The 23,027-nt window shown below is 74.5% G+C and carries 23 protein-coding genes and 1 riboswitch; of the genes, 9 read left to right on the top strand and 14 right to left on the bottom strand.

Features of this window, described 5'->3' with window-relative positions; translation table 11 throughout:
- The first annotated feature begins 7 nt into the window (after positions 1-7).
- Both ACF07N_RS18105 and ACF07N_RS18100 read left to right on the top strand, forming a co-directional pair.
- Positions 8-1,366: a hypothetical protein gene (locus ACF07N_RS18105; RefSeq protein WP_392113784.1), complete on the top strand. Its 1,359-nt coding sequence runs from the start codon at positions 8-10 to the stop codon at positions 1,364-1,366.
- A gap of 161 nt (positions 1,367-1,527) precedes the next feature.
- On the top strand, positions 1,528-2,073 hold the full coding sequence (locus ACF07N_RS18100) for a sigma-70 family RNA polymerase sigma factor (RefSeq protein WP_392113781.1): 546 nt from the start codon (positions 1,528-1,530) through the stop codon (positions 2,071-2,073).
- Positions 2,074-2,126: 53 nt separating this feature from the next.
- On the opposite strand, the gene ACF07N_RS18095 is transcribed toward ACF07N_RS18100, so the two are convergent.
- The 3 genes from ACF07N_RS18095 to ACF07N_RS18085 all read right to left on the bottom strand — a co-directional run bounded on the left by ACF07N_RS18095 (position 2,127) and on the right by ACF07N_RS18085 (position 4,550).
- Complete coding sequence (locus tag ACF07N_RS18095) at positions 2,127-2,552, bottom strand: acyl-CoA thioesterase (protein ID WP_392113778.1); 426 nt, start codon at positions 2,550-2,552, stop codon at positions 2,127-2,129.
- Positions 2,553-2,630: 78 nt separating this feature from the next.
- Complete coding sequence (locus ACF07N_RS18090; RefSeq protein ID WP_392113775.1) at positions 2,631-3,266, bottom strand: hypothetical protein; 636 nt, start codon at positions 3,264-3,266, stop codon at positions 2,631-2,633.
- Between the two features lie 75 nt (positions 3,267-3,341).
- Complete coding sequence (locus ACF07N_RS18085) at positions 3,342-4,550, bottom strand: pyridoxal phosphate-dependent aminotransferase (protein ID WP_392113772.1); 1,209 nt, start codon at positions 4,548-4,550, stop codon at positions 3,342-3,344.
- Positions 4,551-4,635: 85 nt separating this feature from the next.
- Here ACF07N_RS18085 and ACF07N_RS18080 point away from each other — a divergent pair, with 85 nt between their 5' ends.
- A complete protein-coding gene (locus tag ACF07N_RS18080; RefSeq protein ID WP_392113769.1) occupies positions 4,636-5,262 on the top strand; it encodes a winged helix-turn-helix transcriptional regulator in 627 nt (208 codons plus the stop codon).
- A 49-nt stretch (positions 5,263-5,311) separates the two neighbouring features.
- On the opposite strand, the gene ACF07N_RS18075 is transcribed toward ACF07N_RS18080, so the two are convergent.
- Genes ACF07N_RS18075 through ACF07N_RS18065 form a run of 3 tightly spaced genes read right to left on the bottom strand, consistent with a single transcriptional unit; the run spans position 5,312 to position 8,906 of the window.
- Complete coding sequence (locus ACF07N_RS18075; protein ID WP_392113766.1) at positions 5,312-6,103, bottom strand: hypothetical protein; 792 nt, start codon at positions 6,101-6,103, stop codon at positions 5,312-5,314.
- Positions 6,103-7,368, bottom strand: coding sequence for a VWA domain-containing protein (locus ACF07N_RS18070; RefSeq protein WP_392113764.1), 1,266 nt, complete (start codon positions 7,366-7,368; stop codon positions 6,103-6,105). The genes ACF07N_RS18075 and ACF07N_RS18070 overlap by 1 nt, the downstream gene beginning before the upstream one ends.
- A gap of 44 nt (positions 7,369-7,412) precedes the next feature.
- Positions 7,413-8,906 (bottom strand): IucA/IucC family protein, encoded by a 1,494-nt coding sequence (locus ACF07N_RS18065; protein ID WP_392113762.1) that lies wholly within the window; start codon positions 8,904-8,906, stop codon positions 7,413-7,415.
- Positions 8,907-9,007: 101 nt separating this feature from the next.
- Here ACF07N_RS18065 and ACF07N_RS18060 point away from each other — a divergent pair, with 101 nt between their 5' ends.
- Positions 9,008-10,564: an IucA/IucC family protein gene (locus ACF07N_RS18060; protein WP_392113759.1), complete on the top strand. Its 1,557-nt coding sequence runs from the start codon at positions 9,008-9,010 to the stop codon at positions 10,562-10,564.
- 25 nt (positions 10,565-10,589) lie between these two features.
- Positions 10,590-10,715, top strand: a riboswitch (cobalamin riboswitch).
- 62 nt (positions 10,716-10,777) lie between these two features.
- Positions 10,778-11,176: a (2Fe-2S) ferredoxin domain-containing protein gene (locus tag ACF07N_RS18055; protein ID WP_383322244.1), complete on the top strand. Its 399-nt coding sequence runs from the start codon at positions 10,778-10,780 to the stop codon at positions 11,174-11,176.
- Positions 11,177-11,183: 7 nt separating this feature from the next.
- Here the strand turns inward: ACF07N_RS18055 and ACF07N_RS18050 are convergent, their stop codons facing one another.
- Genes ACF07N_RS18050 through ACF07N_RS18035 form a run of 4 tightly spaced genes read right to left on the bottom strand, consistent with a single transcriptional unit; the run spans position 11,184 to position 15,731 of the window.
- A complete protein-coding gene (locus tag ACF07N_RS18050) occupies positions 11,184-13,256 on the bottom strand; it encodes an iron ABC transporter permease (RefSeq protein WP_392113756.1) in 2,073 nt (690 codons plus the stop codon).
- Positions 13,257-13,264: 8 nt separating this feature from the next.
- Positions 13,265-14,248 carry an ABC transporter substrate-binding protein gene (locus tag ACF07N_RS18045; protein WP_392113754.1) on the bottom strand — a complete coding sequence of 328 codons (984 nt, stop codon included), beginning with the start codon at positions 14,246-14,248 and terminating at the stop codon, positions 13,265-13,267.
- Positions 14,245-15,114, bottom strand: a complete 870-nt coding sequence (locus ACF07N_RS18040; RefSeq protein ID WP_392113752.1) for an ABC transporter ATP-binding protein — start codon at positions 15,112-15,114, stop codon at positions 14,245-14,247. Before ACF07N_RS18040 ends, ACF07N_RS18045 begins: the two co-directional genes overlap by 4 nt.
- A gap of 50 nt (positions 15,115-15,164) precedes the next feature.
- Positions 15,165-15,731, bottom strand: a complete 567-nt coding sequence (locus ACF07N_RS18035) for an MSMEG_1061 family FMN-dependent PPOX-type flavoprotein (protein ID WP_392113749.1) — start codon at positions 15,729-15,731, stop codon at positions 15,165-15,167.
- A gap of 100 nt (positions 15,732-15,831) precedes the next feature.
- Here ACF07N_RS18035 and ACF07N_RS18030 point away from each other — a divergent pair, with 100 nt between their 5' ends.
- On the top strand, positions 15,832-16,746 hold the full coding sequence (locus ACF07N_RS18030) for a HipA family kinase (protein ID WP_392113746.1): 915 nt from the start codon (positions 15,832-15,834) through the stop codon (positions 16,744-16,746).
- Positions 16,743-17,012 carry a SelT/SelW/SelH family protein gene (locus ACF07N_RS18025; protein WP_383322226.1) on the top strand — a complete coding sequence of 90 codons (270 nt, stop codon included), beginning with the start codon at positions 16,743-16,745 and terminating at the stop codon, positions 17,010-17,012. The genes ACF07N_RS18030 and ACF07N_RS18025 overlap by 4 nt, the downstream gene beginning before the upstream one ends.
- A gap of 26 nt (positions 17,013-17,038) precedes the next feature.
- Here the strand turns inward: ACF07N_RS18025 and aceB are convergent, their stop codons facing one another.
- Both aceB and ACF07N_RS18015 read right to left on the bottom strand, forming a co-directional pair.
- Complete coding sequence (gene aceB, locus ACF07N_RS18020) at positions 17,039-18,664, bottom strand: malate synthase A (RefSeq protein ID WP_392113743.1); 1,626 nt, start codon at positions 18,662-18,664, stop codon at positions 17,039-17,041.
- A gap of 205 nt (positions 18,665-18,869) precedes the next feature.
- A complete protein-coding gene (locus tag ACF07N_RS18015; RefSeq protein WP_392113740.1) occupies positions 18,870-19,481 on the bottom strand; it encodes an NTP transferase domain-containing protein in 612 nt (203 codons plus the stop codon).
- 195 nt (positions 19,482-19,676) lie between these two features.
- Between ACF07N_RS18015 and ACF07N_RS18010 the strand changes: the two genes are divergently transcribed.
- Positions 19,677-20,006, top strand: coding sequence for a DUF5955 family protein (locus tag ACF07N_RS18010; RefSeq protein WP_392113738.1), 330 nt, complete (start codon positions 19,677-19,679; stop codon positions 20,004-20,006).
- Between the two features lie 15 nt (positions 20,007-20,021).
- On the opposite strand, the gene ACF07N_RS18005 is transcribed toward ACF07N_RS18010, so the two are convergent.
- Positions 20,022-20,708: a DUF6304 family protein gene (locus ACF07N_RS18005; protein ID WP_392113735.1), complete on the bottom strand. Its 687-nt coding sequence runs from the start codon at positions 20,706-20,708 to the stop codon at positions 20,022-20,024.
- Positions 20,705-21,502, bottom strand: a complete 798-nt coding sequence (locus ACF07N_RS18000; RefSeq protein ID WP_392113732.1) for an IclR family transcriptional regulator — start codon at positions 21,500-21,502, stop codon at positions 20,705-20,707. The genes ACF07N_RS18005 and ACF07N_RS18000 overlap by 4 nt, the downstream gene beginning before the upstream one ends.
- Before the next feature lie 164 nt (positions 21,503-21,666).
- Here ACF07N_RS18000 and allB point away from each other — a divergent pair, with 164 nt between their 5' ends.
- The gene (gene allB / locus ACF07N_RS17995; RefSeq protein WP_392113729.1) at positions 21,667-23,007 is read left to right on the top strand and encodes an allantoinase AllB; all 1,341 of its coding nucleotides are present in this window, start codon (positions 21,667-21,669) and stop codon (positions 23,005-23,007) included.
- Positions 23,008-23,027: the final 20 nt, after the last annotated feature.

Raw genomic sequence — 23,027 nt, 5'->3', positions numbered from 1 at the left:
CGCAGTCATGGCCCACTTCGCAGTGCGCATCCCGGGTGAGGGACTCGCCGAGATCAACGGGGAGCTGCTGGCCGTCGAGCCGGGCCGGTCCGTGCACGAGGCCGTGCTTGACCGCTTGCAGCAGCACGCGCAGGAGCGCGGCGCCGCGGTCGAGGCCACGGTCAACGACGGCCCCGGAGGAGCCCACTTCGTCCTCCAGGTGGCCCCCGACGGCTCCAGCCGCCTCCTCGACCCGACGGAGCGGGCGACCCCCACGGACCACCCCTCCGAGCGGGCTGCTCCGGGGTCCGCGAGGCCGGAGCTCCCCCCGGGACCGGCGGCGTCGGGGCCGGCCGCGCCGGTCGCCGTTCCTGGGCCGGGTGCCTCGGGGGTGGCTGTGCCGGTGGTCGCTGCCGGTCCGGCCGTGCCCGGGCCCGCCGCGCCCGTTGTCGCCGCCGCACCGGCTGTCCCGGGGCCTGCCGCCTCCGCCTCCGGGGCCTCCGCGCCCCTCGGCGTTCCCGGGCCGGGTGCTCCGGCGGCGGCTGCCACGGAGGCGGTTGTGCCGGTGGCCGCTGCCGGTCCGGCCGTACCGGGGCCCGCCGCGCCCGTCGCCCCGACGGCGGCTGTGCCGGAAGCCGCTGCCGCCCCGACTACCCTTCGGCCCGCCGCCCCGGGGCCCTCCGCCCCCTTCAGCGCTGCCCATCCCGTCGCGCCGACACCCGCCGCCGCCCCCGTCACCGCCCCCGCGTCGGCCCTGACCACGGCGATCGCCCGAGCCCGGGCCGCGGCGACGGCACCCCCCGCGCCCGCCCCCACCCCGGTCCCGTCCCCGTCTTCGGCCCGGGCCGCGACCTCCTTCTCCGCCGCGGCCCCGGCCGCGGCCGCCACCCCGGCCGCATCCCACGCCGCCCACCCCGCACCCCCGCCGCCCCCCTCCCGCCCCCTCCCGCGGCACCTCGCTCAGCGGGTGGCGCGCGTCAACGGGCTCGTGGCGGCTGGGCGTCTGCGGGAGGCGTCCGGTGAGGTGACCGCCCTGCGCGAGGAGCTGACGCGCACGGCGGGCACGGAGGACCCGGACGCGCTGGAGGCCCGTGCCATGGAGGCGTACCTGGCCTACCTGCGCGGGGACCACCGGGAGGCCACGGTGCTCGCGCTGTCGGTGGCCCGCGTCCTGTGCGGCGCGGGCGACCCGCAGGCACCGGCGGCGGTGGCGCGCGCGGCGGCCGCGTGGCAGCGGCTGGAGGACGACCGGGCGGCGGAGATCCACGGCAGGGAACTGCTCCACATGTGGGGCAGGCTGCGCACCGGCGGCCGCCTGACGCCGGTCGACGAACGGCTGGCCCGCCGGGTGCGCGCCCACGTGGAGGCGCTGTCGTCCTGCGTGTGACCGGGGCGGGCGCCGTACGGGCGGACGGGCGATGTACGAGCCGTGGACCGAGCGTCAAACGAACGTGGAACCGCCCTGACCACACTCCGTTGCACCGAAGGCCCCGGTTCCGGTCTGCGCGGCCGGCCGGGCCACCCAAGGAGCAGGAGCAGGAGCAGACCATGAACGTGACGGTGATCGGGTCGGCGAGCGCGGTGTCGCCCGAGGAACGGGCACTGAGGAACCTCTACCTGGAGCACGGCCCGGCCCTCTACGCGTACGTGCTGCGCATGCTGGGCGGGGACACCCACCGCGCCGAGGACGTCCTCCAGGAGACCCTGTTGCGCTGCTGGAACAAGCAGACGCTGGCCGACGGCGAGGGCATGGCCGTCCGGCCCTGGATGTTCCGCATCGCCCGCAACATCGTGATCGACGCGCACCGTACGAAGACGGCGCGCCCGCAGGAGATAGGCGGCGCGAGCTGGCTGACCGAACTGGGCGGCGACGCCGACGACATCGAACGCATGCTGTCGTCCATCGTCCTGCACGAGGCCCTCCGGGCGCTGACCCCCGCCCACCGCGAGGCCCTGGAGGCGACCTTCTTCGCCGACCGCACCACCCAGCAGGCGGCGACCGCCCTGGGCGTCCCCCAGGGCACGGTGAAGTCCCGCGTCTACTACGCGCTGCGCAGTCTCAGGACGGCCCTGGAGGAGCGCGGCGTGCGCTGACCCGGGCGCCCGCCCGTGCGGCCCGTGCCGCTCGTGCGGCCCGGCGCACGGCCCTACGGCAGTCCGAACAGGCCCGGGTCCGACGCCAGCTCCCGGAAGACCGCAGCGGGATCGGCGACGAGCTTGCGCCGCTCAAGGTCCAGGATCCCGCCCACCGCGGAGATCTCGGCGGCCACCGTGCCGTCGGACTTCAGCACGGTCTGCTCGATCCGGAACGTCTTGCCGCCGCCCCACGCGAAGGCGCACGTGACCTCCACCTCGTCGCCCGCGAGGAGCTCCCGCCGGTAGCGGATGGTCGTCTCCAGGGCGACCGGGCCGACGCCGCTGCCGATGAGGGCGGACTGACTGATCCCCCCGGCCCGCAGCAGCGACCAGCGGGCGTGCTCCGCGTAGTTCAGGTAGACCGCCTGGTTGAGGTGGCCCTGGACGTCCGTCTCGTATCCACGGACGGTCACAGGGACGGAAAACGGCTCGCTCACGGCTTCCCCTTCTCACGCCGGCTCTGCGCGCGCAACTCTCGTGCACCACGCAACGATCCGTCGATCTTGGCATGTTCATCACGCCCGGCGCGGCGAAGCCAGCAGATACCGGGTCCCGGTGCGCGGCTCGCGGTGCTCGCTCACCTGCCAGCCTGCCGCCTCCAGCGTGGCCGCGCAGGTCCGCAGCGCCTCGCCGTCCGGCTCGTACACGGCGACGGCCTCCGGCTGCGGGGTCTCCCGCACCCGGTAGCCCGCCTCGTCCGGCCCGGCCGGGCGGTGGCCCGCCGCCTCCAGCGCGAGCGCGGCGGCTCGCACCAGGTGCGTGCGCTCCCAGCCGCACGGCCGGTCCACCGATCCGTCCGGGTTGGTCATCCGGCGCAGCTCCAGCAGCCCCTGCCAGGCGCTGTGCACCTCGCGGCGGCGGGCGGGACCGGACGGCGGCGGATCCGGCTCGCCGCCGGTGCGGGCCGCGAACACCCCGGTCGAGGCGGGGGCGTCCGGGGCCCCGGCGGGTCCGGGCGCCTGGGTGATGCCCTGCCGTACCCGGTGCCCCTCCGGCGTGAGGAAGTGGTCGTGCGGCGGGCGGGGGTGGCGGAACGCGAGGCCCCGCTGCACCAGCGCGTCGAGCTGCGCCCGGGTCCCCCGCAGCCGCCCGGTCACGGGGTCGGCGGCGTCGATGACACGCCGCTGCGCGGCGGTGGGCGGTCGGGTCACGGCGTGCTCCTCTCCGGCCGGTCTGGGGCACAGGCCCGCCTGCTCGAAGGCTACGACCCGCCACCGACAACCGCCCTACTGGCGGTAGCCGCCCAGGAACCGCCCGATCCGCCCGATCGCCGCTTCCAGGTCGTCGGCGTGCGGCAGGGTCAGGATCCGGAAGTGGTCGGGCGCGGGCCAGTTGAAGCCCGTGCCCTGCACCACCTGGATCTTCTCCCGCAGCAGCAGGTCCAGGACGAACTTCTCGTCGTCGTGGATCGGGTACACCCGGGGGTCGAGCCGGGGGAACGCGTACAGCGCGCCCTTGGGCTTCACGCAGCTCACGCCCGGGATCTCGTTGAGCATCCGCCAGGCCACGTCCCGCTGTTCCCGCAGCCGCCCGCCCGGCGCGGTCAGCTCACCGATGGACTGCCGCCCGCCGAGCGCGGCCTGGATGGCGTACTGGGCGGGCGCGTTGGCGCACAGCCGCATGGAGGCCAGCATGGTGAGGCCCTCCAGGTAGTCCTTGGCGTGCTGCTTCGGGCCGGTCACCACGAGCCAGCCGGAGCGGAAACCGGCCACGCGGTAGGTCTTGGACAGGCCGCAGAAGGTGAGGACCACCAGGTCAGGGGCGAGCGCGGCGGCCGGGTGGTGCACGGCGCCGTCGTAGAGGATCCGGTCGTAGATCTCGTCGGCGAAGACCATCAGGCCGTGCCGGCGGGCGAGGTCGAGGATGCCCTCGACGATCTCCCGGGGGTAGACCGCGCCGGTCGGGTTGTTCGGGTTGATGATCACGACCGCCTTCGTGCGGTCGGTGATCTTCGCGGCCATGTCGTCCAGGTCCGGATACCAGTCGGCCTGCTCGTCGCAGAGGTAGTGGACCGCCGTGCCGCCGGCGAGGGTCGTCACCGCCGTCCAGAGGGGGAAGTCGGGGGCGGGGATCAGGACCTCGTCGCCGTCCTCGACGAGGGCCTGGACGGCCATCGACACCAGCTCGGACACGCCGTTGCCGAGGAAGACGTCGTCGACGCCGACCTCCAGGCCCAGCGTCTGGTAGCGCTGGGCGACCGCGCGGCGGGCGGAGAGGATGCCGCGCGAGTCGGTGTAGCCGTGGGCCTGCGGCAGCATCCGGATCACGTCCTGGAGGATCTCCTCCGGCGCCTCGAACCCGAAGAGGGCGGGGTTGCCGGTGTTCAGGCGCAGCACGCTGTGGCCGGCCTCCTCCAGCGCGTTGGCGTGCTCTATCACCGGTCCGCGGATCTCGTAGCAGACCTCGCTGAGCTTGTTCGACTGCCGGAACTCCATGCGCCGCTCTCCTCTGCCGACTGTGTCGCTTGGTTTTACCAAGTGGGCGCTTGGAAAGTCCAACAACTTGTCTAGACTGCGTCGCATGCCACCTCGCCGAAGCTACGACCAGTACTGCCCCGCCGCCCGCGCGCTCGACGTCGTCGGCGACCGCTGGACCCTGCTGATCGTCCGGGAGCTGCTCGCCGGTCCCCGCCGCTACACCGACCTCCACGCGGACCTGCCCGGCGTCAGCACGGACGTACTCGCCTCGCGGCTGAGGGACATGGAGCGCGACGGCCTGGCGACCCGGCGCCGGCTCCCGCCGCCCGGTGCGGCGACCGTCTACGAACTCACGCCGCGGGGACGCTCGTTGCTGCCGGTGCTGCAGGCCCTGGGGGAGTGGGGGCAGGGCGAACTCGGCGAGCGCAGGCCCACGGACGCCGTGCGGGCGCACTGGTTCGCCCTTCCTCTGCTGCGCCTGCTGGACGGCGAAGGGCTCGTCGAAGTGCGCCTGGAGGAAGGCCGGTTCCATGTGCACGCCGGTGCCGGGGAGGGGCCGGTGTACGGCGACGGACCCGCCCCCATGGAGCCGGACGCCCTGCTGGTCCTGGACACGGCCACGTGCACGGCGCTCGGCCGGGGGGAGCTGGACCTGGTACGGGCGGTGCGTGAGGGCCGGGTCGAGGTCACCGGTGAGGGGGCCCTGGCGAAGGCCCTGCGCGAGGGATGAGCGAAGGCCCGCACGAGGCGGGCCTTCCGGGAGGGTCTCGGGCGTCGGGTCAGGCGCCCGGCGGCACCCGGGCCGGACGGCCCGCGCCGCGGGTCAGCGCGTACCCGGCGACCCCCGCCAGCGCGGCCAGCACGCCGCCCACCGCGGTCCACACCCACCGGTCCGACCACCAGCCGGACGTCCAGCCGTCCTCGGGTTCGAGCCCGGCCAGCACCGCGGCGTCCCGCTGTTCCTCCTCCGGCTTCGTGGCGATCCCCGGCACCAGCGGTTCGGCCAGCGACCCGTCCACCGCGGCCGGGCCGCCGACGTCCTGCGACCCGGCCCGGACCTCGGCGTCCACCGGGAGACCGAGGTCGGCGGGGGCGACGCCGGTGGCCGTCAGCCGCACGTAGTACGTGCCCGGCAGCGGGTCGTTCGCCCACGGCTCCGACCAGGCGCGGACCGTGCGCAGTGCGCAGGCCAGCTCCACCGAGGCCGCGTCCGCCGCAGCGGTGCGCGTCTGCGCCCCGAACCGGCAGGCCTGGCGGCGGCGCAGGCCGTCGTAGACGTCGATCTGCCAGGTCTGGGACGCGTGGGCGTCCGGCAGCTTCACCATGGCCCGGACCGTCGGCCGCTGCCCGGTGTCCGCGGGGAACGACCAGTACAGATAGTCGCCGGTGGAGCCGCTCGCGGTGGCCCGCTGCCCCTGCTCGATCTCCGTCGCCGTGCGGAAGGAGGTGCCGGCCCGTGTCGGGGCCGGCGTGCCGTCCTGTGACGGGCTCGGGGACGTGTCCGCCGCCGCCGGGGCGGCCGCCAGACCCAGGCCCAGCAGCGCCGCGCTGAACGCTCGTACCATTCGCATCAGTTGGTCCTCCAGACCGCGACCCGCCAGCGCGACAGCCAGCCCCAGACGAGACCGGCGAGGAAGCCGGCCAGGATCAGCACGCCCAGCAGCCACCAGCCTCGGCCCAGGCCGAAGGCGGCCACGTCGGCCGCCTCGTCGGGGCCGTCCACGACGTCGACGGTCAGCTCCAGCGGCAGACCGGGCGTGGCCTTCACACCGGGGGCCGCCGAGAAGGAGTGCGACACGGCCAGGCAGACGGCCTCGGCGGGCGCGTCCTCCTCGTCGCCGCCGGGCTTCGGGTGGCGCAGGCCCGTCGAGATGACGTCCGTACGGCCGGTGCCCGCCGCCTCGCCGCGCACGATCTCGCGGCCTTTGAATGTGACGGCCCGCAACAGCACGCCGTAGCCCGGGTTCACGGCCCGGTCCGCCGCCACGCTCACGGAGGCGCGCAGCTCCTTGCCCGGCGGGACGTCCACGCGGTACCAGCGCTGCTGCCCGAACGCCGCCCGGTCCGTGTACAGGCCCGACTTCAGTGCCGGTGCCCCGGCGCACCGGTCCGCGCCCTCGGCCGGCACCGGCGTGACCACCGGCTCGGCCGCCCGGTCCACCAACTCGTTCACCCGGTCGGTGAGTTCGTCCTGGTGCTCCACCGAGGTGTAGGTGCCGCCGGTGGCATCGGCGATGCAGCTCAGCTGCCGGCTCAGCTTCGCGGTCGGCACCAGGCCGAGCGTGTCGATGGTCAGCCCGATGCCCTTGGCGGCGATCTCGCGGGCGACCTCGCACGGGTCGAGCGGGGCGCAGGTGTCCTCGCCGTCGCTGATCAGCACGATCCGCTTGGCGCCGTCGCCGCCGTCCAGGTCGTCGGCCGCCTTCAGCAGGGCCGGGCCGATCGGCGTCCAGCCGGTCGGGGCGAGCGTGGCGACGGCCGCCTTCGCCTCGGTGCGGTCGAGCGGCCCGACCGGGTACAGCTGCGCGGTGTCCTTGCAGCCCGTCTTGCGGTCGTCGCCCGGGTAGTTCGCGCCGAGGGTGCGGATGCCGAGCTCGACCTCCTCGGGCGTCGCGTCCAGCACCTCGTTGAACGCCTGCTTCGCGGCGGCCATCCGCGACTGCCCGTCGATGTCGCGGGCCCGCATCGAGCCGCTCACGTCGAGCACGAGGTCGACCTTGGGGGCGTCCCGGCCCGTGGGTTCACCGGCGGCCGCCCCGGCCGGGACGGCGATCCCGGCGGTCAGGGCGGCGAGCAGGGCACAGGCGCCCGCCGCCAGCCGTGTACGTGTGATCATCGGCGGATCCTATTGATCACCCGGGCCATTGGCCAAAACGGCGTTCAGCGCAGCGGATTGGGCAGTTCCGCCCACTGGTCCCCGGGCGTCCGCGGCGAGAGCCGCATCAGCGTCAGCGCCTTGGCGGGCACGGGCTCCGCCCGCAGGGCCGCGAGGTCCGGGCCGTCCGGAAGGTCCCGTACGGCCGTCTCCAGCGCCGCCGCGAGCGCCTCGCCCGACCCGGCCGTCCCGGCCAGCGCGCCCGCCACCAGGGAGCCGAACAGCTTGCGGCGCAAGGCGCGTTCGTCGTCCGTGACCATGCGGGCGGGCAGCCGTGGCACCGTGATGCCGTGCCGGGCCAGGCGGGCCGGGCTGACGCGGATGTCGGCCAGGTCGCGGTAGACCAGCCGCAGCGGCTCACCGGTCGCCGAGAGCACGACCAGAAGGTTCTGGCCGTGCGCCTCCAGGGCCACGCCCAGCTCCAGCAGCCGCAGACCGGCGGTGAGGGCGAGCCGGGCGAAGGCGGCCAGCCAGGCGGCGGATCGGGGCAGTCCGGTGGTGGCGAGGGCCGCCACCGGCAGCACCCGCTCACCACCGCCCGCGTACGCCTGCGGTGACTCCCGCAGCACGGCGGCGAAGTCGGGGGAGCCGGCCGCCGCCGCGCCCAGGGTGCGGGTGACGTGCAGCAACCCGTCCGTGCGCGCCGCCGTGACCTCGGCGAAGTCCGACAGCAGCGCGGAGGCGGCCACCGACGGCAGCGAGATGTCCCGCACCGAGGAGGTCAGGCGGGCGCTCAGCGAGGTCTTGACGTGCGGCCCGCCGGGCAGGGCGAGCGTGCGCAGGCTCATCAGCGGATGCCCGGGGCGGCGTTCCTCGCCGGCCCGCTTCAGCACGTGCGCCGCCTGCCAGGGGTGTACGGGCAGCACCAGACGCCCGCCCTCCCGCAGCTCGTCCGGCCACACGCCGGTGACCAGGCACTCCGCCGCCGGCACCGGTACCAGCTCCAGCTGCACCACCGGCCGGTGCTCGGGCCCGTAGGCGAGCTGCTCGGCGACCGAGAAACCGGGCCGGGAGCGGCAGGCCGGGTGGAACGGGTGCCCGTCGACGATCCGCTGCTCCCACTCCCAGTCCCGCTCCGGCCACGCCCCCCGAGCGCTCTCCCGCCCGGCCCGCGACAGCGCCAGCGAGGCGACGCTGTGCCCGAGTTCGGCCGCGAAGGAGGCGGAGTGCGGGACGCCGAGGACGCTCACCAGCAGCGCCGGATCGCCGTACTCCGTCCCGTCGAGCCGCACGGCCCTGACGTACGCCCCGGTCGCGTACGGATCCGGCAGCGGACCGTGCAGCCGGCGCCCGTCGGCCAGCAGCAGGGTCACACCGTCCCGGCCCCGCTCCACGCCTGTCACCCAGGGCAGCGGATCATGCGTGAGGCCGCGCCACAGGCGGGACAGCACGGCCGCCCGGGCGCCGGGCAGTTCGGCCTCGTACCGCGGCAGGAGCCCGGGCCGTACGACGGACAGCTCGTCGGCGACCTCGGTCTCGGCGCTGGAGGGACGGTGCACGGGCGGACTCCTCGGGTACGAATAGGGCGTCACAGCGGAACGGCGACGACCTGCATACTGATCATCCCCGCCCGGGAACGCTGGAAGGACCGTAGGGACGAGTGGAACGCGTGGACCTCATGCCCCCGCCCGCCGACGACGACTCGGCCCACGGTGACGACCCGGCCATCGCCGCTCTCGCCGACGCGTACGCCGCCGTGCCCCTGCTCAACTGCCTGCTGCGCGAGGTCGCCCGGCCGGTGCGCGAGGAGGGCGCCCACCGCGTCCACCACCTGCCCGGCGGCGACCGCCTGCTGCGCGTGCGCGGAACCCGGCGGCCCGCCGAGCCCGAGGTCGAGGTGGCGGGCGCCTGGCAGCGCCTCGGCCACACCGCACTCGTCGACCTGGTCGCCGGGGAACTGCGCCGGCGCACCGGGCTGGCCAACCCCGACCTGCCCGCCGAGATGAGGGACAGCCGGGACGTCGTGGCCGCGCTCCTGGCCGCCCGGGCCGGGGCGGCGCCGCCCGCGGACCTCTACCAGCGGTCCGAGCAGTGCCTGCTCACCGGCCACACCCACCACCCGGCCCCCAAGGCCCGCGGCGGCGGCCCCGCCGCGTCCTGGCTGCCGTACGCGCCCGAGGCGTACGCCCGCTTCCCGCTGGTGCTGCTCGGGGTGCGCGAGGACACCGTCGCCGAGGACGGCGACACCTCCGCCCTCGACGCCCTCGGCACAGCCCCGCCCGGCTACCGGCTGCTCCCGGCCCACCCCTGGCAGCTCGGCCTGGCCGCCCGTGAGCTGGCCCCCGCCTTCGCGGACGGCAGACTGCTCCGGCTCGGCACCACGGCCTTCGACACCTGGCCGACGGCCGCGATCCGCACCGTCTACGCCCCCGGGCGGGACCTGTTCCTGAAGTTCAGCCTGGACGTGCGCATCACCAACGACATCCGCCGGCTGTGGCGCCACGACCTGCTCGCCCTGCGCCGGACCGACACGGCCACGGGCGCGGCCCTCGCCGCCTGCGACGGCCCGCCCGGCTGGCTCGCCGACCGCGGGTACCGCACCGCGGACTTCGCCTTCGAGGCCCTGGCCGTCCTGGTCCGCGACGGCTTCGCCGGCCGCCTCGTGCCCGGGGCGACCCCGCTGCTCGCCGCGGGGCTCGTCGAGGGCTTCGACGGCAACCCGCTCGACCGCGTCACCGACCCGGAGGCCTGGTGGGAGGCGTACCTCGCGCACGCCGTGCCCCCGGTCCTGGCGGCCTTCGCGGGGCACGGCGTGGTCGTCGAGGCCCATCTGCAGAACACGCTCGTCGCCGTGGACGCCGACGGCATGCCGGTGCAGGTGCTGTACCGGGACGCCGAGGGCGTGAAACTGCTGCCGGACGTGGGGCGCGCCGCCGGCTGGGAGCGGCTGGTGTACTGCCTGGTCGTCAACCACCTCACCGAGATCGCCGGGGCCCTCGCCGAGCGCCGGCCCGGGTTCGACCCCTGGCCCGCCGCCCGCCGCGAACTCGCCCGGCACGACCTGCCGGAGATCCCGGCCCTGCTCGCCTCCCCGACGCTGCCCGCCAAGACGAACCTGCTGCTGCGCTGGACGGGAGCGGACGGCGCCGACGCCCGCTACCTGCCGCTGCCGAACCCGCTCAGGCGGTCCCGGCCGGGTCACGGCCCCGTGGAATGATGACCGGCGACGAAGGCGACGGCGGACGAGGAAGCCGGTGTGAATCCGGCGCGGTCCCGCCACTGTGATCGGCGAGCCGGTCCCGACAGGCCACTGCCCGCGCGCGGGTGGGAAGGCCGGGACCTGCGGCGACCCGAGAGCCAGGAGACTCACGCGGTCGCCTCCTCCACGGACCACCGGGGCGGATCTCCCCGGAGAGAGGGCAGGTGCGGCATGCCCGCGACGCCGGCCGGCGACCCCCTGGACGAGACCCCGGGCGGATCCCCGCCGTGCCGTGTCGTCGTCTGCCGGGACTGCTGCTGCGGCAGCCCCAAGGTGACCGGCGTCGACCACGCGGCCCAGACCGAGCGCCTGCGCGCGGCGGCACCCGTGCGGATCTCCGACTGCCTGGACGTCTGCGACCAGGCCAACGTGGTCGTCGTGCAGCCCTCGGCCGCGGGCCGGGCCGCGGGAGCCCGGCCCGTCTGGCTCGGTCTGCTCAACGACCCGGCCGCCACCGAGGACGTCGTCTCCTGGGTCCGGGCCGGCGGCCCGGGCGTGGCCCCGCTGCCGGACATCCTCGGACTGTACGTCTTCAGCCCCCGGGCGCGGCGGGACGGGGACCGCCCCTGACACCGGCTCAGGCCGCCCGGCGGCCGCGGATCAGCAGCCACAGGAAGTACGGGGTGCCGATCACGGCCGTCATCAGACCGGCGCCCAGCTGGGCCGGGGCGATCACCGTACGGCCGACGAGATCGGCCGTGCAGACGAGCGCGGCGCCGAGCAGCACGGCGACCGGCACCACCCGCACGTGCCGCCGGCCCACCAGGGCCCGGGCCGCGTGCGGCGCGACGAGACCGACGAAGCCGATGGTGCCGGCCGAGGCCACGGCGGTCGCCGCCAGCAGCACGCCCACCACCAGGAAGCCGAGCCGGGCCCGGGGCAGCCCCAGTCCGAGCAGGCGCGGGGTGTCCCCGTCCAGCGAGACGAGGTCCAGCTCGGTGCGCCGGGCGACCGCGACGGCCAGGCCCAGGGCCAGCACGAGCGCGACGGGCACGACGTCCGCCGTGGTCCGCCCGTACGTCGAACCGGACAGCCAGGTCAGCGCCTTCGTGGCGTTGAACGGGTCGGTGAGCACGATGAGCAGGCTGATCAGGGCCGTCGATCCGGCCGCCACGCCGATGCCGACGAGGACCAGCCGGCTCTGCTGGTAGCCGCCCCGGGCGGCGAGCCCGAACACGAGGGCGGAGGCCAGCGCCGCTCCGGCGAACGCCGCCGAGGCGACGCCCCAGGAGCCGGCGGCGGGCACGGTGGTCACGAGCAGCACGGCACCCAGCGCGGCGCCGCCCGAGACCCCCAGCACCCCGGGTTCCGCCAGCGGATTGCGGGTCACGGCCTGCACCAGCGTGCCGGCCAGCGCGAGGGCGGCGCCCGCGCACAGCGCGGCGAGCACCCGCGGCACCCGGGTGTCCAGGACGAAGGAGACGGTCCGGCCGGCCCGCCCCTGCGCCCAGTTGGCGACGTCCCCGAGCAGGAGCTTGCTGTCGCCCAGCAGCACACCGGCGAGGGCGGCGCCGACGACGACGGCGGCCAGGGCGGCCGCCGTGGCCAGGTACGCCGTGCGGCCGGGGATGCGCAGCCGGTCCGGTGGCTCCACCCCGGCCGTGTCCCGCAGCCGCAGCGCCGTCGCCACCAGGAACACGGCGCCGACCAGGCTGGTGACGATGCCGGTGGGCACGCCGACGGCGGTGTCGGCGGGGATCAGGGCCCGCAGCAGCACGTCGGAGCCGAGCACCAACGCGGCCCCGGCCAGCCCGGCCGCGGGCAGCGCCGCCCGCGCGCGGGTGAAGCCGCGGAACCGGCGGGCGAGCGGCCGGACCAGGGCGGGCGCGCAGAGCCCGACGTAGCCGAGCGGCCCGGCGAGCGTGACGGCCGCCGCGGACAGCAGCGCCGCGAGCACCACCACCGTGACCCGGGTGGCGTGCACCGGGACGCCGAGGCCGCGCGCCGCGTCGTCGCCGAGGGCGAGCGCGTCGACCCGCCGGGCGACCAGCAGCAGCCCGGCGAGCCCCACGAGGGCGACGGGCAGCATCTGCAGGACGCCGTCGAAGCCGTTCTGGCCGATGCTGCCCTGGTTCCACTGGTAGAGGCCCTCCGTCTGCTGCGGGAACAGCAGCAGGAGCCCTTCCGTCAGGGAGTTCAGGCCCAGCGCGAGCGCGGTGCCGGCCAGGACCAGCCGTACGGTGCCCGTGCCGAGGCCGGACAGGGCGAGCACCACGGCCGCGGCCAGCAGCCCGCCCGCGAAGGCCACGCCCGAGGAGGCGAGCAGCGGCAGGGAGACGCCGGTCGCGCCGGCCAGCCCGAGCGCCAGGTACGAGCCGGCGTTCACCGCGAGGGTGTCGGGCGAGGCGAGCACGTTGCGGCTGACGGCCTGGAGCACGGCGCCCGCGATGCCGAGGACGACGCCGACCAGGACGCCCGCGGTCATCCGCGGCAGCCGTGAGGCGATCACCACGGACGCGTCGGCCGGATCGGCCTGCCCGGTCAGGGCCTTGAAAACCTGCGCCGGCCCGACGGCGGCGGTGCCCTGGGTGATGTCGACGACCGCGAGGGCGGCGACGAGGAGGACGAGCCCGGCCGTCACCGCGGCCGCACCCGTCCGGGACGCGGCCGCCGGGGGACGGACGGCGGGGGGCGCTTCGGTGACGGCCATGACGGGCGTTACTTCGTCAGCGCTTCGACGAGGGCGTCGATGTACGCCTCCATCGAGCCGGGACCGCCGAACATCCAGATGCCGTCGGGCAGCCGGTGCACGTCGCCCGCCTTCACGAACGGCAGGGAGGTCCACACGGCGTTCTTCTTCAGCTGCCCGGCGAACGGGTTGCTGGCCTTGTCGCCGTCGTTGCCGATGTAGGCGAACGCGGTGTCCTTCGGCAGGGCGGTCAGGCCCTCGACGTCGGTGGTGCCGAGGCCGTAGGCCGGGTCGCCCTTGACCTTCCAGGCGTTCTTCAGGCCCAGTTCCTCGTTGACGGAGCCGATGAGGGAGCCGCTGGTGTACGGGCGGACGGAGACCTGGTTGGACGTCACGTACCCGTCGGCGAAGGCTATGCCGGTGCCGTCGAGCTTCGCGTCGGCGAGGGTCTTGCGGCCCTCGGCGAGCTTGGCGTCGAAGCTCTCGCGGGCGGCCTCGGCCTTGTCGGTGGTGCCGGTGGCCTGCGCGATCAGGTCGAGGTTCTTGAACATCTGCCCGATCTGGTCGGCGGCGTCGGCCGACTTGATCCCCAGCACCGGGGCGATCTTGCGCAGCTGCTTCACGGCCGCCTCGGGCAGGTCGGAACTGGCCACGATCAGGTCGGGGGAGAGCGAGGCGATGGTGTCCATGCTGGGCTCGCCGCGGGTGCCGATGTCCTTGGGCTCGTTCTTCAGCGGGACGGCGGTGTCCCAGGTCTTGTAGCCCTTGACGTCGGCGACGCCCACCGGGTCGACGCCGAGGGTGATGAGGCTCTCGACCTCGTTCCACTCGGTGGCGACGACCTTCTTCGCGGGGCCGTCCAGCTTCACCTTCGCGCCGGTGGCGTCGGTGAGGGTGATGCCCTTGGAGGCCTTGGCCCCGGAGGTGTCGGCGGCCGGCTCGGTGGTGCCGCAGGCGGCGAGGGTGAGCGCCGCGGCGGTGGTGGTGGCCGCGGTGAGCAGGAGACGTCTCATGAGGTGGTGCCGAGCCTTTCGCTACGGGTGGTGCGGGTGTGGTGGCGGCCGATGGGACGGGTCCGCAGCCGGCCGGTGAGGGGGTCGGTGTCGACGTCGATCCGGATGCCGTAGACGGCGGTGAGGCGCTCCGGCGTCAGGACGTCCTCGGGCAGCCCGTCGGCGACGATCCGGCCCGCTTCGAGCAGCGTGATCCGGTCGGCGATCGCCGCCGCCTGGTCGAGGTCGTGCAGCACGACGCCCACGGCGATCCCGTGGTCGTCGGCCAGGTCGCGGACGAGGTCGAGGAGTTCGATCTGGTACCGCAGGTCGAGATAGGTCGTGGGCTCGTCCAGCAGCAGCACGCCGGTCTCCTGCGCGAGGCAGCTCGCGAGCCACACGCGCTGCAACTGACCGCCGGAGAGGTGGTCGGCGCCGCGCCCGGCGAGGTCCGTGACGCCGGTCAGCGCCAGCGCCCGCTCCACGGCGGCCGCGGCGTCGGCGTCGGGGCGGCCGAAGCGGCCCCGGTAGGGGTAGCGGCCGAACTCCACGAGGTCCCGCACGGTCAGCCCGCTGGGCGTGGGCCGGCCCTGGGTGAGCAGGGCCACGTGCCGGGCGAACTCACGGGCGGACAGGGCCAGGCCGTCGATGTCGCCGTCGATCCGCAGCCCGGCGCGGCGGGCCCGCTGCAGCCGGGCGATCGTCCGCAGCAGCGTCGACTTCCCGCTGCCGTTGGGCCCGACCAGGACGGTGACCTCCCCGGGCCGCAGGGCGATCGCGGCGTCACGCACGACGTCCACCCCGTCGTAGGACACGGTCACGTCCGTGGCCGACAGTTCATGCCCGCGCAGGCGCCGTCCGCCCTCGGGTGCTTCACCAGATCTCACGAAGGGGAGGTTAGCCTAACCTAACCGCAGGTCGGCAGGGGGGTGCCCGCTCAGCCGGCGGCCGGCCAGGACGCGGGGTCCCACAGGCCCGAGCGGCGCAGGGACGCGGGGCAGTGCAGGTAGATCTCGTCGATCTCCAGGAGCAGGGCGAGCGCGGGGCGCCGGCCGCCGTCGCTCATGGCGTCGAAGAACGGGGCATCGGTGAGGATGCGGGCCCGTCCGTTGACGCGCAGGACCTCCTTGCCGCCGGGTATGAGGTACAGCAGTCCGGCGCGCGGGTTGCCGAGGATGTTGAACAGGCTGTCGCCGCGCCGGTTGCCCGGCCGCTCGGGCAGGGCGATCGTGCCGGAGTCGACGACGTGCGTGAAGCCGGGGGCGTCCCCGCGGGGCGAGACGTCGCAGTCGCCTGCCGCGTCCGAGGTGGCCAGCAGGCAGAACGGGGAGCGGGCGAGGATGCCGAGGTCTTCCTCGGTGAGCCGGTCGTGCACCTTCTCGATCACCACGGGCCAGGGCTCGCCCAGCAGTTCCCGCAGCTCGGCGCGGGAGGACAGCTCGGCCCAGCCCTCCTCGGACGCGGAGTGCGGGGCGCTCCCGGCGGTGTGGGTGATGTGCGGCAAGGCCGGCTCCCGTGCTCGGAACTGTGCGAAGTCAGGGGACCTTATCCGACCGGGGACGCGTGCCCGCTGCGCCGGTCCCGCCGCCCGGTACGGTGGGGGAATGCTGTCCGAGGTCACCGCCACCCGCTACATCGAGCCCCTGCGCTCCGGCGGTTCCGTCCCCGGGATCGTCGAGGCGGACGACCTGGGCACCTACGTCGTGAAGTTCACCGGGTCCGCGCAGGGCCGCAAGGCGCTGGTCGCCGAGGTGATCGTGGGAGAACTGGCCCGGGCGCTCGGGCTGCGGTTCCCCGAGCTGGTCCTGGTGCACTTCGACCCGGCGATCGCCGACGCGGAGCCGCACCAGGAGGTGCGCGGCCTGCACGCGGCCAGCGCCGGCGTCAACCTCGGCATGGACTACCTGCCGGGCGCCCGGGACTTCACCCCCGAGGTCGCCCGCGTCTTCCCCGTCGACCCGCTGGAGGCCGGGCGGGTCGTCTGGCTGGACGCCCTGACCGTGAACGTCGACCGCACGGTCCACAGCTCCAACCTCATGGTCTGGCCCACCCTGGGCGTGGCGCCCCCGCGCCTGTGGCTGATCGACCACGGCGCCGCCCTCGTCTTCCACCACCGCTGGGACGGTGCCGACCCCGCCAAGTCCTACGACTTCCGCCACCACGCCCTCGGCCACTACGCGCCCGACGTCCGGGCCGCCGACGCCGAACTCGCTCCCCGGGTCACCGAGGAGCTGCTGCGCCGGATCCTCGCGGAGGTCCCGGACGTCTGGCTCGCCGACGACCCGGCCTTCGGCACCCCGGACGCCGCCCGTGAGGCGTACGTGGCGTATCTGCACGCGCGCGTACGGGCCTCCGCGGCCTGGCTGCCCACCGACTTCCCCAGCCGGGAGGAACTCGCCGCCGAGGAGGCCCTGCGGGCGGCGCGGAACCAGCAAGGACGCCCCGCGTGGCTCAAGCAGGTCCCCGACCTGCACGGCAAGCCCGCGGCCCAGCAGGATTGGTCGGTGCACCTGGGATGAGTGGCCGTGTCGAGATCGAGTACTGCACCCAGTGCCGCTGGCTGCCGCGTGCTGCCTGGCTGGCGCAGGAGCTGCTGACCACCTTCGAGGCCGAACTGACGGAACTGGCCCTGAAGCCCGGCACGGGCGGCGTGTTCGTGGTCCGCGTCGGCGACGAGGTCGTCTGGGACCGCCGCGCGCAGGGCTTCCCCGAGCCGACGGCCGTGAAGAAGGCCGTGCGCGACCGAGTGGCCCCGGGCAAGACCCTGGGCCACTCGGAGCGGTAGGTGTTCCTTCGCACGGTGCCGGCTGCTCAGCCCTTGAGCTGCTCGTACGCCGGCAGCGTGAGGAAGTCGGCGTAGTCCTCGTCGAGGGCGACCTTCAGCAGCAGGTCGTGCGCCTGCTGCCAGGTGCCGGCCGCGAAGGCCTCCTCGCCGATCTCGGCCCTGATGTTGGCCAGTTCCTCGGCGGCGACCTTGCGGGCCAGTTCGGCGGTGACCCGCTCGCCGTTGTCCAGGACGACGCCCGCGTTGATCCACTGCCAGATCTGCGAGCGGGAGATCTCGGCGGTCGCCGCGTCCTCCATCAGGTTGAAGATGGCGACGGCGCCCAGGCCGCGCAGCCAGGCCTCGATGTAACGGATGCCGACCTGCACGGCGTTGACCAGGCCCGCGTACGTCGGCTTGGCGTCGAGCGAGTCGACGGCGATGAGGTCGGCCGCCTCGACGTCGACGTCCTCGCGCAGCCGGTCCTTCTGGTGGGGCCTGTCGCCGAGGACCTTGTCGAAGGACTCCATGGCGATCGGCACCAGGTCGGGGTGGGCGACCCAGGAGCCGTCGAAGCCGTCGTTCGCCTCGCGGTCCTTGTCGGCGCGGACCTTCTCGAAGGCGACCTTGTTGACCTCGGCGTCCCGGCGGGAGGGGATGAAGGCCGCCATGCCGCCGATGGCGTGCGCGCCGCGCTTGTGGCAGGTGCGGACGAGGAGTTCGGTGTAGGCCCGCATGAACGGGGCCGTCATCGTGACCGCGTTGCGGTCCGGCAGCACGAACTTCGCCCCGCCGTCACGGAAGTTCTTGATGATCGAGAACAGGTAGTCCCAGCGGCCCGCGTTCAGGCCCGAGGCGTGGTCGCGCAGCTCGTAGAGGATCTCCTCCATCTCGTACGCGGCCGTGATCGTCTCGATGAGGACGGTGGCGCGGACGGTGCCCTGCGGGATGCCGCAGTAGTCCTGCGCGAAGACGAAGACGTCGTTCCAGAGGCGGGCCTCCAGGTGGGACTCCGTCTTGGGCAGGTAGAAGTACGGGCCCTTGCCGAGGTCGAGCAGGCGCTGGGCGTTGTGGAAGAAGTACAGGCCGAAGTCGACCAGGGCGCCCGGCACGGGGGTGCCGTCGGTGTCGGTGAGGTGACGCTCGTTCAGGTGCCAGCCGCGCGGACGCATGACGACCGTGGCGAGCTCCTCGTTCGCCTTCAGGGCGTAGGCCTTGCCCGACCTCGGGTCCGTGAAGTCGATGTTCCGGGTGTAGGCGTCGATCAGGTTGAGCTGGCCCGTGACGACGTTCTCCCAGGTGGGCGCGGAGGCGTCCTCGAAGTCCGCGAGCCACACCCTCGCGCCCGAGTTGAGGGCGTTGATGGTCATCTTGCGGTCGGTGGGGCCGGTGATCTCGACCCGGCGGTCGTTCAGGGCGTCCGGGGCGGGGGCGACCTTCCAGGAGTCGTCGGCGCGGATCGCGGCCGTCTCCGGGAGGAAACCGAGGGTGGCGGTGCGGGCGATCTCGGCGCGGCGCTCGGCGCGGCGGGCGAGGAGTTCGTCACGCCGGGGCGTGAACCGCCGGTGCAGCTCGGCCACGAAGGCGAGCGCCGCTTCGGTGAGGACCTCCTCCTGCCGGGGCAGGGGCTCGGCGTCGACGATGGCCAGCGGGGACGGCGCTGGAGCGGACATGAACGGTCACTTCCTTCAGCGAGCTGTGAAGACGAGCCGGCGGTGGCACCCGGTGCCAGTCTTCCCGGATACGGCGTTCGGCGCCCGGGGAGCCATCGGGCGCTTCTGAACAGTGGATAGTAGTTTCCTCATGGTGGAAGTTCAATCGTCTGTTGATGTCGAGATTCTCTGCATCGAGGCAAGGTGGCGCTGCGTGCCACCCCGTTCACTCCAGGTGCACCAGGTCGGCCTCGGTGTCGATGTCGAAGGGCCGGGCCACGTCCGCGCACTCCACGAGGGTGAGCGACGGCCCGTGCTCCTTCAGGTAGGCGCGTGCCCCTTGGTCCCCGGTGGCGGTCGCGGCGACGCCCGCCCAGTGCGCGGCGCCGAACAGCACCGGATGGCCCCGCACCCCGTCGTACGCCGCCGACACCAGCGACTGTTCGTCCGCGCAGGCGCCGAGGACCCGCGCCACCGCCTGCGGGCCGATGCCGGGCTGGTCGACGAGCGAGACCAGCGCCGCCCGGGCGTCCGTACCGGCGAGGGACGCCAGTCCGGCCCGCAGGGAGGTCCCCATGCCCTGCTCCCATGCGGGGTTGTCGACGAGGACGCAGCCCGTCAGCTCGGCCCGGGCGCGCACCTCCTCCGACCGTGCCCCCAGCACCACGTGCACGCCGGCGCAGCCGCCCTCGCGCAGCACCCGCACGGCGTGTTCCACCAGCGGGCGCCCGCGGTGCGGGAGCAGCGCCTTGGGGCGTCCGCCCAGCCGCCGCCCGCCGCCCGCGGCGAGCAGCAGGGCAACCACACCCGCACCCCCGGTCGTCTTCCTTGTCGTCATGGATCCTGCATACCGCACGGCCGCGCACCCGGTCGTCACGCAGCGGAACAAGTCGATGACGCAGCGGACTGGCGCCCGGTGGCCCGTGTCGTTTACTGTCGCCCGCACCGACCGGCCGGGCGCGCGGGCACGCCCCGGTCCGGGAGGCTTCGTGCCGGCTCGGCACGCGCACGACGAGGTGCGAGGGGGAGGACTGTGTTGCGGAGCGTGGAGCAGCGGCGGCAGGGGCCTGTGACCGGCAGCGACGAGGATCCGCGGGTGACGGAGCTGCGCTCCGCCGTGGCCCGGCTGCGGCGTCGTCTCGCCGCCCATCCCGGCGAGTTCGCCGACCGGACCATCGCCGAGGAGGAACTGGCCGCCCTCGCGGCCATGGCCGCCGGCGGCGCCCCGGAGGTCCCGCGGCTGCGCCGCTCCCTGCTGCTGATCGCCGGTGCGATCGGCTCGGTGAGCGCGCTGGCCCCCGGTCTGGCGGAGGTGCGCCGGGCGGTGGACCTGTTCGGGGGACCGGCGCGCGGGCAGGGATAGGGCGGTCCGGAGCCGCTACGGGAAGGGGCCCCGGTAGCCGCCGTGCGCGCCGCGGGGCTCGAACTCCCCGCACAGATGGGTCTCCTGCACCTGTTCCGTGCGCTCCGGCCAGAGCGCGAAGATGCCGTGCGGGCCGTGCTTCCCGTCGACCCGGCGGTAGCGGTCCTTAGCGTCCCGGAAGCAGGCCAGACCGGCCATCAGTCCGTGGCCCGCCGGGCTGTAGTCGGACCAGGCGCACGCGACGCACGCCCGGAGCCGGGCCCCCGGCGGGAGCCGGTGCTGGATGTCGTACAGGGCCGCCTCGAAGTCGTCGTGGCCCGCCGGTCCGCCGTACGTGTGCCCGTCCAGGCGCAGGGCGACGGTCAGGCTCTGCTCGTCCAGCCCCCGGTGCGGGGCCGGGCCGGGGTCGCCCAGCCGCAGGGCGCAGCGCAGCACGCCCGCCCGGGTGTCCCGCCCGGCGACGTCCACCCGCAGCGGCACCTCCCACTCCAGCAGGCACGAGCAGAGGTCACCGTCGAGGAAGCGGAACATCTCCGCGGGCGGCTCACCGCTGAGTGCGCCCAGCGCGTCCATCGATTCGCCCTCGAAGCGGACGCCCCTGATCGTCGTCCGGATCAGCTCCCGGCCGTCGGACTCGAAGACGACATCCTGTGCTCCGTGCCGGTCGGTGTAGCGGCCGGGCAGGCGCTGTAAGCCGTTCACGCGGGGTTCTGGCTGGCGAGCGCCCGCGACAGGTCGCCGGCGACCTGCTGGAGCACCGGCACGATCCTCTCCGTCGCCGCCTCCGTGACCCGGCCCGCCGGACCGGAGATGGAGATGGCCGCCGCGGTGGGGGAGTCCGGCACCGGGACCGCGAGGCAACGCACCCCGATCTCCTGCTCGTTGTCGTCGACGGCGTAGCCCTGGCGGCGCACGTCCTCCAGCGCCGCGAGGAATCCGTCGGCCGTCGTGATCGTCTTGTCCGTCGCGGCGGGCATGCCCGTACGGGCCAGCAGCGCGCGTACCTCCTCCGGCGGGAAGCCGGCCAGCAGCGCCTTGCCCACGCCCGTGGAGTGCGGCAGCACGCGCCGGCCGACCTCCGTGAACATCCGCATCGAGTGCTTCGAGGGCACCTGCGCCACGTAGACGATCTCGTCGCCGTCCAGCAGCGCCATGTTCGCCGTCTCGCCGGTCTCCTCGACCAGCCGCGCGAGATACGGCCGTGCCCAGGTCCCCAGCAGCCGGGAGGCCGACTCGCCGAGGCGGATCAGGCGCGGGCCGAGCGCGTACCGCCGGTTGGGCTGCTGGCGTACGTATCCGCAGGCCACCAGGGTGCGCATCAGGCGGTGGATGGTCGGCAGGGGCAGCCCGCTGCTCGCGGACAGCTCGCTCAGACCGACCTCGCCGCCCGCGTCCGCCATCCGTTCGAGCAGGTCGAAGGCGCGCTCCAGGGACTGGACCCCACCGTTGGAGGAGGACCGGGCGGAGTCGGTGGAGCTGGCGCTGGACGTCGGCACGGGGCGTTCCTTTCGGGTAGCATTTCGCTTCCCGGTATCTTAATTCCGCTTCGTGGAAAAGTCCAGGGGGTGGCCGCTGGTGCCGTCCTGTAGCAGTGTGCCCTTGACGGGGCCGGGGCGGTAGTGAAGACTCTTTCAACAGATTGTTGAAGAAAGGGGTTCGGGTGTCCGACGCTGAACTGGTGCTCCGCTCGACGCGTGTCATCACTCCCGAGGGGACCCGCGCCGCGTCGGTCGCGGTCTCCGGCGGGACGATCACGGCCGTCCTCCCGCACGACGCCCCGGTGCCGCCCGGCGCCCGCCTCGAGGACCTGGGCGACCACGTCCTGCTGCCCGGCCTGGTCGACACCCACGTGCACGTCAACGACCCCGGCCGCACCGAGTGGGAGGGCTTCTGGACCGCCACCCGCGCCGCGGCGGCCGGCGGCATCACGACCCTCGTCGACATGCCCCTCAACTCCCTGCCCCCCACCACCACCGTCGCCCACCTGCGCACCAAGCAGCGCGTCGCGGCCGACAAGGCCCATGTCGACGTCGGCTTCTGGGGCGGCGCCCTGCCCGGCAACACCGAGGACCTGCGCCCGCTGCACGACGCCGGTGTCTTCGGGTTCAAGGCGTTCCTGTCGCCGTCCGGCGTGGAGGAGTTCCCGCACCTGGACCGGGAGGCACTCTCCCGTGCCATGGCCGAGATCGCCGCGTTCGGCGGCCTGCTCATCGTGCACGCCGAGGACCCCCGCCTGCTCGCCTCCGCCCCGCAGCAACCCGGCCCCAAGTACGCCGACTTCCTCGCCTCGCGCCCCCGGGACGCCGAGGACACCGCCATCGCCCAGCTCATCCGCGAGGCCAGGGCCCTCGACGCGCGCGTGCACGTGCTGCACCTGTCGTCCAGCGACGCCCTGCCGATGATCGCCGACGCCCGGGCCGAGGGCGTGCGCATCACCGTCGAGACCTGCCCCCACTACCTGACCCTCACCGCCGAGGAAGTCCCCGACGGGGCCAGCGAGTTCAAGTGCTGCCCGCCGATCCGCGAGGCCGCCAACCAGGACCTGCTCTGGCAGGCGCTGGCCGACGGCACCGTCGACTGCGTCGTCACGGACCACTCCCCGTCCACCGCCGACCTGAAGACCGACGACTTCGCGACGGCCTGGGGCGGCATCTCCGGGCTCCAGCTGAGCCTCGCGGCGGTGTGGACCGAGGCCCGCAGGCGCGGGCACGGCCTGGAGGACGTCGTCCGCTGGATGTCGGAGCGTACCGCCGCACTCGTCGGCCTCGACGGCTGCAAGGGCGCCATCGCCGCCGGACACGACGCCGACTTCGCCGTCCTCGCCCCCGACGAGACCTTCACCGTCGACCCGGCCTCCCTGCAGCACCGCAACCGCGTCACGGCCTACGCCGGCAAGACCCTCCACGGCGTCGTGAAGTCCACCTGGCTGCGCGGGCAGCGCATCGTCGCGGACGGCGAGTTCACCGAACCGAAGGGGCGGCTCCTCACCCGGACCCACTGAAGACCATCCCGGACACCCGA

Origin of the sequence: Streptomyces sp. NPDC015242 (genome assembly GCF_043079125.1) — a bacterium.
GTDB lineage: Bacteria > Actinomycetota > Actinomycetes > Streptomycetales > Streptomycetaceae > Streptomyces.
Note: the sequence above shows the minus strand (reverse complement) of the source record. Positions and strands in the feature narration are given on the sequence as shown.

Coding starts and splice junctions, on each gene's coding strand:
- ACF07N_RS18105 (WP_392113784.1), top strand. CDS start 8: ATGGCCCACTTCGCAGTGCGCATCCCGGGTGAGGGACTCGCCGAGATC.
- ACF07N_RS18070 (WP_392113764.1), bottom strand. CDS start 7,368: ATGATCACACGTACACGGCTGGCGGCGGGCGCCTGTGCCCTGCTCGCC.
- ACF07N_RS18055 (WP_383322244.1), top strand. CDS start 10,778: ATGCCCGCGACGCCGGCCGGCGACCCCCTGGACGAGACCCCGGGCGGA.
- ACF07N_RS18085 (WP_392113772.1), bottom strand. CDS start 4,550: ATGGAGTTCCGGCAGTCGAACAAGCTCAGCGAGGTCTGCTACGAGATC.
- aceB (WP_392113743.1), bottom strand. CDS start 18,664: ATGTCCGCTCCAGCGCCGTCCCCGCTGGCCATCGTCGACGCCGAGCCC.
- ACF07N_RS18015 (WP_392113740.1), bottom strand. CDS start 19,481: ATGACGACAAGGAAGACGACCGGGGGTGCGGGTGTGGTTGCCCTGCTG.
- ACF07N_RS18045 (WP_392113754.1), bottom strand. CDS start 14,248: ATGAGACGTCTCCTGCTCACCGCGGCCACCACCACCGCCGCGGCGCTC.
- ACF07N_RS18050 (WP_392113756.1), bottom strand. CDS start 13,256: ATGGCCGTCACCGAAGCGCCCCCCGCCGTCCGTCCCCCGGCGGCCGCG.
- ACF07N_RS18025 (WP_383322226.1), top strand. CDS start 16,743: ATGAGTGGCCGTGTCGAGATCGAGTACTGCACCCAGTGCCGCTGGCTG.
- ACF07N_RS18075 (WP_392113766.1), bottom strand. CDS start 6,103: ATGCGAATGGTACGAGCGTTCAGCGCGGCGCTGCTGGGCCTGGGTCTG.
- ACF07N_RS18030 (WP_392113746.1), top strand. CDS start 15,832: ATGCTGTCCGAGGTCACCGCCACCCGCTACATCGAGCCCCTGCGCTCC.
- ACF07N_RS18100 (WP_392113781.1), top strand. CDS start 1,528: ATGAACGTGACGGTGATCGGGTCGGCGAGCGCGGTGTCGCCCGAGGAA.
- ACF07N_RS18080 (WP_392113769.1), top strand. CDS start 4,636: ATGCCACCTCGCCGAAGCTACGACCAGTACTGCCCCGCCGCCCGCGCG.